Annotated in this window: 12 protein-coding genes and 1 pseudogene; 7 read left to right on the forward strand and 6 right to left on the reverse strand. The window is 64.8% G+C overall.

Annotated elements, in window-relative coordinates:
* The first annotated feature begins 13 nt into the window (after nt 1-13).
* The 7 genes from KY389_RS11520 (at nt 14) to KY389_RS11550 (ending at nt 7,695) form a co-directional block, all read left to right on the forward strand.
* On the forward strand, nt 14-2,437 hold the full coding sequence (locus KY389_RS11520) for a pyocin knob domain-containing protein (RefSeq protein WP_219831108.1): 2,424 nt from the start codon (nt 14-16) through the stop codon (nt 2,435-2,437).
* Nucleotides 2,434-4,623 (forward strand): cellulase family glycosylhydrolase, encoded by a 2,190-nt coding sequence (locus KY389_RS11525; RefSeq protein ID WP_219831109.1) that lies wholly within the window; start codon nt 2,434-2,436, stop codon nt 4,621-4,623. The genes KY389_RS11520 and KY389_RS11525 overlap by 4 nt, the downstream gene beginning before the upstream one ends.
* 69 nt (nt 4,624-4,692) lie before the next feature.
* Nucleotides 4,693-5,103 (forward strand): hypothetical protein, encoded by a 411-nt coding sequence (locus KY389_RS11530; protein WP_219831110.1) that lies wholly within the window; start codon nt 4,693-4,695, stop codon nt 5,101-5,103.
* Nucleotides 5,096-5,386 carry a hypothetical protein gene (locus KY389_RS11535; protein ID WP_219831111.1) on the forward strand — a complete coding sequence of 97 codons (291 nt, stop codon included), beginning with the start codon at nt 5,096-5,098 and terminating at the stop codon, nt 5,384-5,386. The genes KY389_RS11530 and KY389_RS11535 overlap by 8 nt, the downstream gene beginning before the upstream one ends.
* 65 nt (nt 5,387-5,451) lie before the next feature.
* A complete protein-coding gene (locus KY389_RS11540) occupies nt 5,452-6,084 on the forward strand; it encodes a peptidoglycan recognition protein family protein (RefSeq protein ID WP_246588086.1) in 633 nt (210 codons plus the stop codon).
* A 14-nt stretch (nt 6,085-6,098) separates the two neighbouring features.
* Entirely contained in the window at nt 6,099-6,599 is a 501-nt protein-coding gene (locus KY389_RS11545; protein ID WP_219831112.1) for a hypothetical protein, read from the forward strand.
* Between the two features lie 139 nt (nt 6,600-6,738).
* Nucleotides 6,739-7,695, forward strand: a complete 957-nt coding sequence (locus tag KY389_RS11550; protein WP_219831113.1) for a hypothetical protein — start codon at nt 6,739-6,741, stop codon at nt 7,693-7,695.
* Nucleotides 7,696-7,975: 280 nt separating this feature from the next.
* Here the strand turns inward: KY389_RS11550 and KY389_RS11555 are convergent, their stop codons facing one another.
* The 6 genes and pseudogenes from KY389_RS11555 to KY389_RS11580 all read right to left on the reverse strand — a co-directional run.
* The gene (locus KY389_RS11555; RefSeq protein WP_219831114.1) at nt 7,976-9,151 is read right to left on the reverse strand and encodes a hypothetical protein; all 1,176 of its coding nucleotides are present in this window, start codon (nt 9,149-9,151) and stop codon (nt 7,976-7,978) included.
* A gap of 572 nt (nt 9,152-9,723) precedes the next feature.
* Nucleotides 9,724-9,864, reverse strand: coding sequence for a hypothetical protein (locus KY389_RS11560; RefSeq protein WP_219831115.1), 141 nt, complete (start codon nt 9,862-9,864; stop codon nt 9,724-9,726).
* Nucleotides 9,865-9,930: 66 nt separating this feature from the next.
* Nucleotides 9,931-10,674: a hypothetical protein gene (locus KY389_RS11565; RefSeq protein WP_219831116.1), complete on the reverse strand. Its 744-nt coding sequence runs from the start codon at nt 10,672-10,674 to the stop codon at nt 9,931-9,933.
* A 2-nt stretch (nt 10,675-10,676) separates the two neighbouring features.
* Entirely contained in the window at nt 10,677-13,706 is a 3,030-nt protein-coding gene (locus tag KY389_RS15665) for an OmpA family protein (protein WP_219831117.1), read from the reverse strand.
* Nucleotides 13,707-13,864: 158 nt separating this feature from the next.
* Nucleotides 13,865-15,400 carry an alpha/beta fold hydrolase gene (locus KY389_RS11575; RefSeq protein ID WP_219831118.1) on the reverse strand — a complete coding sequence of 512 codons (1,536 nt, stop codon included), beginning with the start codon at nt 15,398-15,400 and terminating at the stop codon, nt 13,865-13,867.
* A gap of 166 nt (nt 15,401-15,566) precedes the next feature.
* Nucleotides 15,567-15,663, reverse strand: a pseudogene (locus KY389_RS11580) (IS5/IS1182 family transposase); the annotation flags it as partial.

The raw sequence follows: 15,663 nt of genomic DNA on the forward strand, positions 1-15,663 counted from the left end.
CCCAGAGGACAGCATGAATACTCCTGTTTACAGCCTGCCGGTCAGCGGCACGGCGCCCAATCAGCTTGCGTCCAAGTCGGCCCATGATGCGGAAATCAACCGGGTCATCACCGAACTGAACGCCACGCTGCGAGCGGATATCGACCCACGCAGCACGCCGACTTATGCCAGCCGTGCGGCGGCAGAGGCAGCGGCATCCGGCCTGCCTGCGTCTGTGACGCAAATCCTTGTCCGCGAAGGGACGGCGCTGGTCGTCCGGTCGCGCACGGCAACCGCGGATGACCCCCTCTATGCGACCGCGCCCCGGTGGGGCGTCGTCAATCGGCAGGATACGCGCGCATTGCTGGCAAACATGTCGCTGCCCGTCGGCGCGGTCGACGGCACTGGTGACGCGATCACGGCAGAAATCCCCGCCGCGCTGGTTCTGCTGGGGCAGGGCGACGTGGCGGATGGGCAGGAATTCGTGTTTGTCCCGGCTGCAGCTAACATGGCACAAAACCCGACGATCCGCATAGATCGCCCGGCGGCAGGCAGCGCCTCGGCGGTGACGGGGACGGCGCGCGGCGTGCGCGGCGGCGATGGGGAAGCGTGGCCTGCCCGGGGCTTCGTGGCGGGGCGTCCCTACGTCCTGCGCCGCGTCGGCAGCCTGTATCGGGTTGTGCGGGGTGATGTCACGCGGACCGAGCACGGCCGATTGCTGACGGCGATTCGACTCGGCGCTGTCATCCCGCTGACCGGGATTGGCGGCTCCGGTGACGCGATTACGGCTACAATCGACCCGGCCTTCATCGACGCCGGTGTCACTTCGCTCGGGTCTGCCTCTGAGGTCGAGTATATCCCGATCGCGACCAATACAGCCGGGAACCCGACGATCAGCATTGGCGGCTCGACGTTCCAGATCCGTCGCGCGGACGGCTCTGCTTGGGGCGCCGGGCGGTTCGTGGTGGGCCGGGTCTACAAGATGCGACGGTTTGGTTCCCAGTTGCGCGTCATCGCAGGGGACGTTCAGGGCTGGGAGATCGACGCACAGCTGGCCACGCTAGCTCGCAAGCTGGTCACGATCTCCAGCGCGAACACCGCGCAGGAGCGGAACGCGAACAACTGGACGCTTGTCCCCGGGAGCTATCGTTTCGCAGACCTGTCGATCGGGAATGCGCCTTCGGGGCTCGGGAGTCCTGTCACTGGAGAGGTTCAGGTCGAGCAGTCCGTGACGGGTGTGTGGCAGACCTGGCGGGATCAATCCGGCCGACGCTTTGAGCGGCGCCGAGTCGATGGCGAATGGAAGCCATGGATAGAGCTGGCCCGCGAGACACGTGTGGCGGCGCTTGAGGTGGTGGTCAACAATAAGGCGAACCAATCTGATCTGGCAGCGGCTGGACTGGCGATCGGCCAGTTGCAGGCAGTGACCGCAATGTCCGGCCCTGTTCTCAACCAGGTGGGGCCGGACCTGCCCGTCTTGCCGACCTGGGTAACGCCGGAGATGTCCGTGACATGGCGTTGTTGGGACAGCCCGCAGGCGCGTATGCGCAAGTTTGACACTTGGGTCAGGCTGCCAGCACCGGCTGAGCCGCCGGTGCCGCTGGCGCAGTCATGGGACGTTTATGACGCCCGTGATGGCCAATCGATCGCTATCGTGCTGCGAAGCATCCCGGACGAGAACCCGGCCATCATTGGCGTGGACCGCAGGGTGGGCGGGTCTGAAAGGCCGTGGGTCGCGCTGCCAGACGCTCTTCCCGGGGCTTATCTCGTCGGAGGTCTCCCCGCCGGGCCGCATCAGGTCACGATCCGGCACCGCAATTTCGTGGGCGGGGGCGAGGGCGATCTCGACCGCGATGTGGTCGTGAGTGCGAACGACATTACCGCTGACCTGAACGGGAGCGGGCTGCTCTTTAATGTCCGGCCTGCAAAATGGCAGAATCTCGTTCAGGACATGTCGATCGGCACGCGGGGGCTGTCTCTGTCCGGGGGCGTAGCGCGCCCGACACATGCCAACCAGCAGATCCGTGCGCGGTACCGTGACTATTTCACGACCGGCCAGTTCATGCGTGCGACGATCCTCGGTTTGGACAGCGTTGCCCACCCGAACGGGGTGGACGGGGTTGGGCTTGGCCTGAACTCGAGCGGATCGGCGGCGCTCCGGGCAATGCTGCGGCGCACAGGCGTAACGCTTCAAGCCATCGAGGCCAATGGCACCCGCCGCTCTCTGGCGTCCTTTTCGCAGACCTGGGGCTATCCGGTCGTTCTGGAGATCAGGCGTCCTGCCGGGGGTTCGGTGATCCAAGTGCTGGTCGGCGGGTCCATCGTGCTGTCTCTGGACCTGGCCGGTGATCCGGCGGCAGCCTTGAGTGGCGGCGCCCCCGAGATCTATGCCTTCGTGACGGCCGGCGGAACGCCTTCGCACACCCAGATCACCAATATCCAGATGGGTCACGCATGACGCCGCATCCCTATGGTCCTGCACCGACCAATCTCAACGCGCAGTCCATGCTCTATGTCGCTGGCCGGCCCATGCATATGATCGGACCGCAGATCTGGGGTCAGCCCAACGAAGAACAGCAGGCACGTATCGACGCCGGAGAAGTGCTGGAGAATCTGTGGCATGGCGAGATGCAGCAGATCTATTGGGGCATGAACGGCTCGGCGCCGGACAGCGCGACACTCTTCTGCCAAGGGCTGCGCCGGTCCTTCCCGAAGCTGCGGATCATCCGCGCGCCGTTCAACAAGCATTACTGGACCCGGGGCGCAAACGGGAAGCTGCAAATGCACCCGCAGATGGAAGAATTTTACGAAGAATGTGCTGCAGACCGATCGGATTTCTGGATCCTGTGGGATTTTCATGACGGTCCGACGCAGCGCCTAGGCGATCCGAACCGCGTCCGCCAATGGCCCAACAGCTACGGTCCGGTCGAGAATTTCGACGACTGGCACGCGGAAAGTATCCGCTTGGGCGCGCGCCAGATTGAGACGTGGAACTTGCTGTTCGAGTGGCTTTCAGAGCGGCCATCGCTCTGGTCACAGACCATAGGCTACGAAATCATGAACGAGCCCGCCGCGTATTTCGCAGGCAACAACAGCTTCCCCGGCAACCTGCCCTATTTCGTCGGCCGCTTTGTCGATCACATCGAAGCCATCGCCCAGCTGATCCGCAGCGTGGATGACGGCAAGGCCATTCTCGCCCCAACCTGGGCGTTCAACGGCGACGCCAACACGCTCGCCTCGACCCGGCTGCCATCGCGCGGCGGCATTTCAGGTCTGGATGCCATTCGACAGGCAGTTGGTTTGGATCGGCTGATATGGTCAATCCATTTCTACGTCGGGTTTGACATACGGGCGGCCACTCAAGCGCAACATGATCGTGCGCTCGTCTCCCGGTGGGGAGTGCTGGGCAGCGATCCGGTCTGCGTGACCGAAACCAACATCTTCGGTCAATGCCATAATCCGGCGCGTGAGGGGGAAAACTATAAGCACTACTTCCGCAGCCGACATCTCAACTGGCTGACGGATCGTGTCGTCGGTTGGCCGGGGAAAAAGAAATGGGGTGTCGGCTGGTGGCCGGCCGCCAACTGGGCGCAGGCATCGGCGACAAGGATTGCGCTCGGGACGAACAATCCTGTTCTGGCGCGGCGCTTCTCGACCGCCGAGGCCATCCAGCACTGGTCTCTGGACAACCATCCCGAATGGTTCACGGGCGCGCAGTCGGGCGTGAAGGGCTGGGAACAGCACGGCCTAAGGGGCTTCAACAGCATGGATCCGTCGCAGTTCGAGATAGACGGCTGGCATCGTCTGACCGAGATCAGGCCCGCACTGCCGAACGCGCAGATCTCCGAAACGCTCGTCGGCTGGTTCGTCAGTTACGGCGGATCGGGCACCACGTTCCATTCCTGCGCAGATCTGACCGGCGCGGTGACATTGCAGGTGCTGGGGGGAGATGGGAAGACAGTCATTCACCATCAGATGGTCGACTACTATCAGCGCAACCATTTCCATCTGGGGACCGGCGGGGGGGTCGTGCGGCTCGGTAACGGTAATCACGTCGTCATGTCGCAGGGCGGTCCCGCGATCATCTATACCGCCTATCCGCGCCCTGCACCCCCGCCCTCCCACGGTTATTCGCAGGCGCGTCCTCATGCGACCGTCAGCATTCCCTATGGCTGGAACAACCGGATCATCTGCGATCCGGGCGCGGTTACGCACATTTACGGGTTTGACCCCGCCAAGGGCGACCGCCTCTCCTTTAAGGGGGCATTCCAGAGCGTGCAGGCGATGCGGGCTGCCATCCGCGTCGTGGACAATTCCGCAGCGATCCGCAACCGTGACATTGTGATCACGCTGCCTGATGGCGGAGAGGTGCTGATGCTTGACGCGGGGGCTCTCGCATCACGGCTACACACATGGAACCTTGATCTCACGGATGGCTGGTATGGGCCCGCATGGTCCGAGCCGGTTGACTTCACGGTCGAAGAATTCACCAATCCGCTGCCGATCATTCCGCCACCGCTGCAGGGAGAGGGAGCGTGGTGTTTTGACCGTCTCGGCAACCCTTTGCCGTCGCTCGACCGCTCTGGAAGGGACTTGGGCGCGATCCTGCGTGATGGCGCGCTGCTGGGTAGCGGCGGCCAATGACACAGCAACAGGGTCGCGCCCTTGCGCGGACCGCATGGATTGATTCAGCTATCGGCGCCAGGGGCTGCGATGAGTAGGGATGTGACCAAGGGCGCGCGCTTCTTTTTCTATTTCCTGCTGTTCCTGATGGGCGGCGCATTCTGGATCGCCGCCAAGACCGGGCATTTCCATATGTCCGAAGCTGTCTATGGCGCTGCCGTGAAATACCCTGCGGTCTGGTGGGCGCTGGCCATGCTGGTGCCCGCATCCGCCTATCTGGCGGCGCTGTTCATCAACGGGCGCCGGTGGTGGACGGCGCCGACGCGCATCGTGATCGCCGCCTGGATGATGACCTATTTCGCGTCCTTCGTGGTCGCCGCCTTGCCGAGTGCCGGGGTTGATATCGTGGTCATCGCGTCCGGTACGCTGGCCGTCGCCGTCGCGCTGCTGTCGGCCTTTGACATCGCTGATGCCGCCAGGAAGGGGTCGCGCCATGACTGAAGTTGCGTTCACGTCCATGATTGCCGCTGTCGGGCTGCCCGGCTTCCTGCTGTTTGTCGGCTACAAGCTGGCACTGCGATACGGCTTCTTCGACCGCGACGATGGGCAGGCCAGCGCCGCCGCCTTGGACAAGCTGTCCGAGAAGATAGACCGCATGACCGACAAGATGAGCGGCCAGCTCGCGGCGGCGCAGAAGGAAAGCGAGCGCGAGTTTCGAGTACTTCGCGACCGGATGACCCGCGTCGAGACCATCCTGGAGGAGCGCGCGCACCGGCATCGCTGACCCCGCGCATCTGCTGACACGACCCACGCCCCGCCTCGCGCGGGGCTTTTCATTTGGAGAACATCATGACCGCTGTGATGACCGCGGTGCGCGCGCGGCAAGCGCGCTGCGCCGCCTTGGGCTTCTGGCCCGGCCCGATCGACGGGGTGGATGGCCCCCGCACACGCGCGGCCTTTGAAGCCGCGCGCGCCGCGCAACACGCCAAGGGCCTGCCCTTTCAGCATGTCTCGGGGATCACCCGCATCCACTGGCATTGGACCGGAGGCGGCCACGTCCCGAACCCGACCGATCTGGCGGCCTATCACGCCCTGATTCCTGCCACCGGTCCGGTTGTGCGTCCGGTCCAGCCGACCGTCCAGCGCAGCCATACCCGAAATGCCAATGGCGGCGCGGTGGGCATCGCGATCTGCGCCATGGCGGGCGCCAATGAACGGCCCTTTGACCGGGGCCGGGCGCCGATCCTGCCCGTGCAGCTGGTCGAGATGGTGCGCGAGACGGCGCGGCTGGCGCGGATCTACGACATCCCGGTCTCGCCCTGGTCGATGCTCAGCCATGCCGAGATCCAGCCGACCTTTGGCATCGTCCAGCGCTGGAAATGGGACATCACCTGGCTGCCGGGCATGGAGGCGCCCGGCGACCCGATCCAGATCGGAAACCGCCTGCGCGAGGCGGTGCGCTGCGAACTTCTGAACCCCTGACATCGGAGAGACCCATGAAACGCATCACCCCCGCTCTGGCGGGCCTCTCGGCTGCGCTGATCGTGGCCCCGCTGACCGCACTGGCCGCGACCTCGGCCGGGATCGTCGATCAGGCGATGGCCTGGATCATCACGGTTATCGCCACGGCTGCGACCTCGGCCATTGCCGCTGTCATCGCGCGGCTCGTCGGCGCGCAGCTGGACGCCCGCGCCCGTGCGACCATCCAGACCGCGATGGAGCGCGCCGCAGCGCTCGCGCTGACCTGGGTACTGGACCAGGCGGCGGACACGCCGATCGGCAAGCGGATCAGCGCCGCCGCCCGCCAGATGCTGCCCTATGTGGACGAGGGCGCGGCCGACAGCCTTCGGCGCTTCGGCCTGGAGCGCGACCAGCTCGGCGCCCGCCAGCACCTGCAGGACATGGCCGAGGCCGAGCTGGTCAAGCAGATCGCCAAGGTGGCCCCGGATCACCTGACGCAGGCGCTGATCCGCGCTGGCGCGCCGGGTGGCCGATGAGGCGGCTTCGTCCGCGCGATATGAGGGCAAGGTGGCGGTGGGGCTTGGGTACCTATCGAGCAGTCCATGTTGATGGAGGCTGATCAATAACGTATCCTAAGAGTAGCGCGGCATCTCGCGCTGCGTTGGAGGTCATTCTTTGTCTGTTATCGATCTTGATGTTTGCGACGATCACCGTCTTGCGCTGCATGAAATCAACCCAGGATCCGACAAGCTGTTGATTTGCTTCTCGAGAAAAGGCGGGGGCATGGGGCAGAGCGGGTTCGGAACAGAGTTCTGCAAGAAAAACGGCTGGAATCATCTGTATGTTGGGCACACCCCGCGCTCGCGATACCAATCGCTTTCGTTTGAGCGGTTCCAAGATTGCGTGTTTCCTGTCTTAGAGGGCAGAGACGTCATCACATACGGGCCAAGTGCCGGAGGGTATGCGGCGCTCTATTTCGGTGGTGCCGTCGATGCGCGCATCTTGGCCGCTTCGCCCCGGAATACTTACCACCCGATTCGTACGAATGCGTGGGCCTGGGAGGACGGTGAACAGCCAGAAAGCTCGGATGGAAGGTTTCGCCACAGAGCACGGCTGAAGGATCTTCCCAGGTCCTCTCACGCACCAACGATCCTGTATGACCCGCGCGATGGCCGTGACAGCGCCTTGGTCAAGCGGTGGGCGCTTCCCGCCTATCCGGACGCGAAGCTGATGCACGTTCCCAATTCGGGGCACAGAAGCCTTGACTACCTTAGCCGCATCGGCAGCCTTTCCTACTTTGTAAGGTCTTTCGTCGAGCAAACGCCTATTGACCCAGAACGGTTACTCGCGCCCAAGGGAACCATCGAGCGCGCTCTGCAGGATGGCGCAACAGCGTATGAGGCGCAAGATTACGATCGGGCGGCAGTCCTTCTTGGTGCGGACATCAGCGAGTTGCGAACGAGGGGCCTTCTCGACGTTTATCTTTCGGCAGTAGCTCTGTCAAAAAATCCCTCGGCTGCCGTCAGGATCAAGGGATGGTGTGATGCGGAGTTGCTGAGCGCGAAAGATCTTCGCCCGTGGGCGAGGCGCGACTTGGAAAAGGTGCTGGGCGCTGCCGCTGTTGAGTGTTGATGCTGAAAAGAAGTCCAAGTTCCTGCCGTCTGGATGCCCGGAATCTACGAACACGTCGCTGACAACATCTCGGCATGGATGTGCTGCAGCAGGCACGCCCATTCGGGAAGGCCTGAGGTCAGGCGGAGCTGCAAGGTTCTACCCGATCCACCCTGGCGAATGATCTCTGATCGGGTGATTGTCCGGGCTCCTCTGGCAGCGGCATTCGCACAAGGCACCGCCGCTTGCGCTATTGTCGCAGGCGGCGGTGCTACGATCTATGTGGCTTGGAGCAACTGCCTCACGACGCCGCGGCAGGCGCGGCCTTGCGGTTCTCGTCGCATTTCACAAGCCAGGCCTCGTCGTAGAAATGATGCTCGAAGATCGCGTCCTTTTTGGCCCGCAATTCCTTGTCTTCCAGCTTCCTTTTCTGGATCTCTTGCTTGAACGGGCGCTGATCGGCCTTGTTTTCGCACTGACGCATTTTCTCGGCATATTCGCGACGTTCATCAGCGATCAATGCAATTCGTTTCCAATAAACGGCCTGTTCCTTTCGCCGCTGAAGCATCGGGTGAAGATGGTGCTCGAGCGACCGGAAATAGCCGCTGCTGACCACGAGGTCTTCCATTTCAGAAAAATGCTTGGTGGCCTCAAGGCGTTCGATGCCGTGGTAGTGATAAAGCTTTACCCCGTCATGCGGGAACCAGTCAGGCACGTCGATCGGGTAGTTGAACTCGGGCTCCATCTGCTCGAAACCGCATCCGCCCCGGAATATGGCGACTGGCAGCGATGCCTGATCCAGCCAAGGGCGCTTGCGCTCGTGATCGAGTGTCTCGTCGAAGTCGATGATCATCGCAGTGTCAAGCCATAATTCACCGAATCGCTCGCCGCGCTCGGTCACCTCGGGAAAGGCGATGAAGCCTGCGTTGAAGTAGGGGGGTTGGACGTTTGTGGTGCGCAACATCTTCATGCGTTCGGGCGGGGTTTCCAGACCGAAAACTGCGTAGGTCTTGTCCCACACCTCCATGAACCGGCCCGCGTATCCCGCGACAGACTCGGGAACTGCCGCGATCTTGTTTTTTTGGAACAACCGGGCGTCATCGAGACGCTGCGCGAGATAAGTGTCTGTATCAAGCCAAATGCAGAACTTGGTGTCGCGCTTCTCGGCTGCCGCCAAGATCTTGTGGCCGTGGTAATATGGCTTGGAATTGTTGCGCCGCGCGAATTCCAGTTCCCTGGAAAGTTCTTGGATTGGGGCGTTGTTCTCTACGTGGAACTGACGAATTCGCTGTGGTATCTGCTCCAGTTTCCCTTTCGGGCAATATGGGATGACCGTGGCATTGGGGTGATGACGCCTGATCGAGAGCAGCAGCGGAATGGACGGGGTAAGAAGATTGGGCGGGTCGATCACGTAAATCAGCGCGACATCCCCGGTGTCGATCAAATCGGACTTCGTGTGATTGGTCGTCTCGGTCATATTTACCTCAAAACATGGAACGAACTGGTTGGATTAATGGCGATGGGGCATTTTTCGCCCGGCGCGCTCACTCATGTCCAGTCATTTCGTACCGACGTTATTCGCCCTAGCTTTCGGCCCGCCCTCGGATACGCCGCCTCGCTTCGATTTCGGGTGGCGTAGGTCGCAGGTTCGAATCCTCTCGGCTCCAGCATCCTGCCAATTGTTCCTGGCATATAGCTCTGCTTTGACCGAGTCGGTGAACCTCTCCGATCAGTTTACATTGCCGCCTGCAACTTGTTGATTTTCATAGTCCTGACTTGGGGCGGGTTTCCACCTCAGTGGCTTGAATCGAAGGGCATTTTACACACCCTCCGGGCCTACCATCCGCCCTGCCCTCGCTGCGCGCCGGTGTTTTGCATTCCTCGTGTAACCCATTGAAAACACGCGAGTAGAAATGGCCGGATTTTTCCGGTTTCGGCAGGGTTTTCAACCGCTCGGGTCGGTTTTGGGTACCGTAGGCCGGAGGTTCGAATCCTCTCGCCCCGACCATGGCTTTGGGGTCTTTCCCAAGCTATGGTTTACAGGTCATTTTACAGAGACATTTGCTGTTCGGTCGTCCGCAGCTTCTCGGCGAGGCTGTCGGATATGGCCGGCGACAGGGCCACATAGCGCTTGATGACCTCCGAAGCGTGCTTGAAGGACCAGCCCATGTGGGTGGCGATCTTCTTCATCTCTGCGCCCGCCTCAAGCAGCCGGGTCGCAGCGGTCCCGCCTGGATCGTATAGCGACCGCCGGAATCAGCCGCTGATGCGGTGAAGATCGTAGCGGATGCGCATGGTGCAGTCGCCCATCCCCAGACCGGCGAGGATCGCCGCGCCCGCGCCTTCGACCTTCTGGCGCATCAACATGAGGCCACTGATCCGGTCAGGCGCGACGAGCGACATCGCCAGCAAAAGGCTGCCCTCCATGCAGGTGCCGTCCTCGCACTCCTGTCCCCGGATGTTGTCGGACAGCCAGCGGTTCGGGCCGGTCAGGCGCCAGGCATAGGCGCCCATGCCGCCGCGCATTTCGGGGTCGGGCATGGCCTGCGTCAAACGCTCGGGGTGAAACACCCCGCCCCAGGCGATGCGGACGGGCGGAACCTCGTCGCTGCCGGCTGCAATCATTGCCTCCAGCATCATTGGACAATTGGTCAGGCGCTGCCCGGTCGCGCGCCATTGCCACAGCCCGTCAAGGGGAACGATCTCTTCAGGCTCGGGGTCTGAAGGGCACTCACCGCGCCCGCCGAAGCTCCGGTGCACCTCCGAGAGGCTGCGGCGGGTGCGAAAGGTCGTGTTGCTGGAGCGGTCAATGACAAGATTCTCGGCCAGCGCCACCTGGCCCGCCGCGGTATCGCCCAGGATCACCGGAAAAAGGCCGGCATCGTTGACGACAAAGCAGCTGCAGCCCTGCCCGGCGCGGCAGATCGCGCCGCCCATACCCTCTGCGGCGGCAAGGCCCGGCAAGGCGGTGAAGGCGAAGGTCAGGAACGCGCGGAGCATGATCAGTCCTCCCGGTGCGGGGCAATGAGGCGCAGTGCCTCCTCGGCCGTCAGATCGAGCGGCGTGCCGCCCAGCGGCTCCAACTGCGGCGAAGCGGCGAGATGGCCGGAGAGCGGATGGGCCCCGACCGGCTGGCCGCCAAGGCCCGCGGCGAGCCCCTGTCCGATGGACGAGGCTTGGCCTTCTGCGGCCGCGGCGCGCTGCTGTTCGGCTGCGATCAGCGCTTCGGCCTTGGCTCGGGCTGCGTTGATTTCGGCCTCGGCCCCGGCATTCATCTCTGTCTGATGTCGGGCTGTTTCGGTATCCTGGCCCGAGGCGGCTTCCGCTGGGGCGGCACCTGCACCGGCCGGCGACCGGGGGGCGGACTGCGGGTTGGCCCCGAGGATCGCGCCGAGCATCCCCATCAGGTCGCCAGCGGGCGCGTCAGCGCCGGGCGCGGGCGTCTCGGCGCCCATGGCCGCGGCGGCGCCGCCCATGATCCGGCCCATCATCTCGAACGCTGCCCGGTCTTCGGGCGACAGGTTCGCGTTGTCGCCGAGCAGCCCCTGCAGAACCTCTGCCCCGATTTGCAAGGCCTCGGCCATCGGGTCGCGGTCGCTCCAGGACAGGGGTTCATCCCAGTCGTCGTCGCCCGGGCGGGCGACCCGCATCGCGTGGACGGGGATCTCCATCCGCCCGACCAGGAAAGTGCCCAGCCAGTCCTCGTCGGCCCAGCGGTCGAGCTTGAGCACCGGCGCCCCGCGCTGCATGTCGTCCAGAAGCGTCAGCGTCACGCTGTCACCCGATTGCCGCCCTTCGAGCGCGCCGCCGGCATGGGGCATGGGATCGAAGTCGCCAGCGAGATTGAAGCTGCCCGACACCGCGTCTTCGTCCATGTCCTGGAACAGGTCGAGCCGCAGGAAGCGCTTTCCGGCCTTCGGGTGCCCCTCGCGCACCATGACGGCCCAGATGCCTTGCATCGCTCCGGGAAGAATCGTTTCCTCTTCGTCCGCGGCCATGGTCTCAGCCTGCATTGAAGCACTTGTCAGCGAGGCGAAGACGACGCCGGCGAGCATCCCGTCGGCATCGGCATAGGCGGGGGTGATGCAAGCCCGGTCGCCCGAGGCGAGTTCTTGGCAATATGTCCCGCCCCCCTGACGCTCGTTGACCGCGATCACCACCGCGCCATCCGACAGCCGCACCACATCGAAGGATGGCCGCTCGGCGCGGATACCGGCCGCAGTCGTATAGGCCAAAGGCTCGGTGATGCCGTAGCCCGCGATCAGCGTCAGCGCGAGGTCGGATTCCGGCAGGGTGATCTCGCAGGGGGTCATCATCGCCCCTTCGCAGCGGCGGACGATTGCCTCGTCCGGGACCGTCGTGGCGGGCGTGGCGCGCACGACCAGCGTCTCGCGCGCCAGAACCGTGCGGCCGCGCGCCGGATCCTCGGCGACATAGCGCAGGGTGTAGTCGCCTTCCTGCTGGGGCGCGGTCAGGCTGACCGGCGCGCCCGTCGCCCAGGCCCAGCCCCAGCCGCCCGACATGTCGTCGTCATTGCCGGGGGTGATGATGTCGATCCAGTCGCCGTTGAAGAGCGGGCCGGTATAGGTGACGGTGAAGGCCTCGCCCGGTGCCAGCACCATCGGCGCCGAAAGCGTCGCCTGGCCGGTGTTCCCGGCAGGGTCGGCGATCGTCGCATCGGCCCGTTCCACGATGGTCAGAGGCTGGGCCACGATCGTATGCCGTCCGGCGGTCGGATGGTCGATGACATAGCGCAGGACATAGTCGCCCGGCCCGGGCGCGGCGATCTGTCCGCTGCGCCCATCGGCCATGTCGTGCACAAACAGCGAGGCGCGCGACTTCCACCAGCTGAAATCGTAATCGTCGAGATCCGCGATCTCGACGAGGCTCGCGTAACGCTCTGCCGGCACATGGCCGTCAAGCGCCACATCGATCGGGGCGCCAGGGGCCGCTTCGGCTGCGGCGGTCAGGCGGGCGCGGGCGCGCAGTCCCGCGATCTCGGCCAGATCGGCGAGGATTTCTGCGGCCAGCGCTTCGGATTCTGGCGTCAAGATCCGGGCATCAGGCTTCAGGCCCGAAGCGAAGAAGGCCCCATCCGCGAAATAGGTGTTGTCGCGGGTCAGGTCGCGCTCGGAGCCGTAGCCGATCAGATGGCAGCGGGCATCTTCGATGAAATACGACCCGCCTGGATTGAAGCTGAAGGCCGCGCATTGGTCATTCGCCCAACACAGCGCCTGGCAGGCCTGGGGCTGGGTGCCGGGGGGCATGGTAATGACCTCGCCGCTCCAGCCGCTGCCGGTGCCAAAGCCGGTGGCCATAAGATGCGAGAAGGGCAGCCATTCCTGCCCGCCCGATCCGGTCCATTCGGTGATCGGGGGTGGGGGCGGCGGCGCCTCGGCCCCGGCGGTCGCGCCTTCGGCATGGATGCCCGGCGTCAGCGTGGCAGGGCAGGGGTCGGCTTCGGCCGGGCCGCCGAAGCCCAGCATGTCGGGCGTGACCTCGGCCACCAGCTCGACCCGGCGATTCTGCGCGCGCCCGGCCTCGGTCTCATTGTCGGCCACCGGCCGGTCGAAGGCATAGCCCGCCACTGCTAGCTGTCCTGCCGGCACCCCGGCCGCCGCCAGCCAGTCGCGCACCGCCTGCGCGCGCGTTTCGGAGAGCCTGAGGTTGTAGTCGCGGCTGCCCACATTGTCGGTGTGGCCTTCGACCATCCACGTCCCGCCGAGCGACAGGATCGCATCGCGCGCCGCGATCAGCTGCGGCAGGCTTTCCGGGCGTAAGCTGGCACGGTTGAACTCGAAGGTAACGCCTTCCAGCCGCGCGCGCCCCTGTTCGACGAGGTTCACCACGATGTCCTGGCAGCTCAGCGCCCCGGCCGTGACAGGGGTCGGCTGCAGCGCAAGAAGGCTTGTGACAAGGGCAAGCCCCGCCACAGGCGCCCGGACCATCTTCCCCAAGGCAAGATTGCCCCGGACACCGGCACGGCAGTAATGCGCGTCAAGATCGCGCAGCGGTGTCGAAAGTTCCTGCATGTAAAGGCCCCCGTGCGAGATGAGCGCCGATCCTACGCCCGCAGGGCGCGTGATCAATTCCCAAATGGTAGGGGTCGCGCAGGCCAGAGCGTCCTGCGCCGCACCGGCCTTGGTGCCGGTCGCGGGACGCCCATGAGCAGAAGGGGCGGGGCCGTCCTTCAGGTCAGTTTCAGCACCTCGCGGAAGGCGTGGGTGGGATGGGTGATCGGCATTGTGTGGCCGGCGTCGGGGATCACGCTCAGCCGCGCATCGGGCAGCGCTGCGGCGAGGCTGCGCAGTGCAGCCTCGGAGACGGTGCGGCTCAGCGCACCGTGCAGCAGACGCACCGGGCAGCGGATGTCGCCCAGGATGTTCGACCAGTTGCGGTTGGTCACGAACATGTCCTGCTCGAAACCGCGCGCGCGTTGTTCTGTCACCGAAAGATAAAGCGCCTCGATCACCGGATAGGCCTCGGGACGCAAGAGCGCCTCGCGGTCATGGGTGCTGTCGGCAAAGATCAGCCGCGGGATGGCGCGCAGGCCCTCGCGCTCGATCCGCTTCAGACCCAGGCGGATCATCGCCGCCATCAGACTGGGCGCGGTCTGTGCGGCAAAGGCGCTGATGCGGTGCATCGGCGGCATGTCCGCCGTCTGCGCCCAGCCGGTCATCGGCGGCGTGGCCGGCGCGCAGACGATGCCCGCTACAAGCTCGGGATACTGCCGTGCGAAGGCAAAGGCATAGGCGGTGCCGACATCATGGGCCAAAAGCACCGCCCGCGCGAACCCTTCGGCCGTCATGGCCGCACGGGCCCGCGTCACGGCCAGCGCCACCGGATCGACGCCTTCGGGCAGCGGCGTCTCGCCATAGCCGGGACGTTCTGGCGCCAGCATGTCGAGCCCGAACAGGCGGGCCTGTTCGGGCAGGCCGGGCCGGGCGGCGATGCCGAAGATCGCGCCGTGAAAGAACAGGACCGGCAGCCCGCCCGCCTCGCCGAAGCGCCAGCAGTTGAGCACTTGCCCGGCGGCGTCCCGATGGGGGTGCCGGCGCAGCACCGGGGCGGTGCCCTCGGCCGCCGGTGCCGCCCCATGCGCCCGCAGGACCATCGCCAGACGAGCAACGGCCTGCGCCTGGCTGTGGACATCGAGCTTGCTCAGAAGCGCCTTGATGACCTGCCGCACGGTGCCGATCGTCCGGCCGGTCGCCCGGGCGATCCCCTCCGCCCCCTCGCCGCGCAAGAGCGCCTCGGCGATGGCGGCCTCGGTGGGGGTCAGGCGCCACAGCCGCGCCACCTGGGCGCGAAACTCCGGCGTGACTTCGGGCGCGACCTCCTCCAGCAGCCAGTGCTGCCGATCCGGGCGGCGGGTCGCGCGGCACAGCACTACCTCGCCTGTCCGCGCGGTCACGGCCACGACCTCGCAAGGACACTCGGTGTCGGCAAGGCGCCGGTCGAGGCCATCGACCCGGTCGCCAGGGCGGGCGATCCCCAGCCGCTCGGCCGCCGTCGCGTTGCAATCGATCATGCGGCCATCGGGATGCACCACGACCCACAAGCGCCGGCCCATGACGCGCGGCTGCACGTCCTGCAGCAGGCTGTCGATGGCTGCCACATCCTCGGGCGCGATCGGAACGGCAATATCCTCCTTCATCAGGCGGCCAAGCCGATCCATCAGCGCGTCATAAGCGCGCGCCGGGTTAAGTGCGCGTTCGTCCTGCATATGGCTATCCTATGGGATTTGCCAGAGGTCTCACAGTGCGAATTAAGGGCTGCGGATCGCCTCGCAGAAGGAGAGAACTCCGTGGGGGCTCATCCGGGCCGGCCAGAACGCCCGGCCGGTGCTGCGCAACGCCGCCTTGGCGGATGCTGTTCGTCTAAGAACTTGCTCAAAGTCTTTTGCGCAGACGAGTCAAGAAAGCCAAGTGAATGAACTGCAGACTGGTGTTAAGTAGCCGCTCGCAGTTCTTCCACAGCCGCCGATTC

The organism is Paracoccus bogoriensis (genome assembly GCF_019431455.1).
In the GTDB taxonomy this organism is placed as follows: Bacteria; Pseudomonadota; Alphaproteobacteria; order Rhodobacterales; family Rhodobacteraceae; genus Paracoccus; species Paracoccus bogoriensis.

What these genes read in the sequence shown, in the direction of transcription:
- KY389_RS11575 (WP_219831118.1), bottom strand. Translation starts at nt 15,400, where the DNA reads ATGCAGGACGAACGCGCACTTAACCCGGCGCGCGCTTATGACGCGCTG.
- KY389_RS11525 (WP_219831109.1), top strand. Translation starts at nt 2,434, where the DNA reads ATGACGCCGCATCCCTATGGTCCTGCACCGACCAATCTCAACGCGCAG.
- KY389_RS11540 (WP_246588086.1), top strand. Translation starts at nt 5,452, where the DNA reads ATGACCGCTGTGATGACCGCGGTGCGCGCGCGGCAAGCGCGCTGCGCC.
- KY389_RS11555 (WP_219831114.1), bottom strand. Translation starts at nt 9,151, where the DNA reads ATGACCGAGACGACCAATCACACGAAGTCCGATTTGATCGACACCGGG.
- KY389_RS11535 (WP_219831111.1), top strand. Translation starts at nt 5,096, where the DNA reads ATGACTGAAGTTGCGTTCACGTCCATGATTGCCGCTGTCGGGCTGCCC.
- KY389_RS11520 (WP_219831108.1), top strand. Translation starts at nt 14, where the DNA reads ATGAATACTCCTGTTTACAGCCTGCCGGTCAGCGGCACGGCGCCCAAT.
- KY389_RS11560 (WP_219831115.1), bottom strand. Translation starts at nt 9,864, where the DNA reads ATGAAGAAGATCGCCACCCACATGGGCTGGTCCTTCAAGCACGCTTCG.
- KY389_RS11530 (WP_219831110.1), top strand. Translation starts at nt 4,693, where the DNA reads ATGAGTAGGGATGTGACCAAGGGCGCGCGCTTCTTTTTCTATTTCCTG.
- KY389_RS11545 (WP_219831112.1), top strand. Translation starts at nt 6,099, where the DNA reads ATGAAACGCATCACCCCCGCTCTGGCGGGCCTCTCGGCTGCGCTGATC.
- KY389_RS11565 (WP_219831116.1), bottom strand. Translation starts at nt 10,674, where the DNA reads ATGCTCCGCGCGTTCCTGACCTTCGCCTTCACCGCCTTGCCGGGCCTT.
- KY389_RS15665 (WP_219831117.1), bottom strand. Translation starts at nt 13,706, where the DNA reads ATGCAGGAACTTTCGACACCGCTGCGCGATCTTGACGCGCATTACTGC.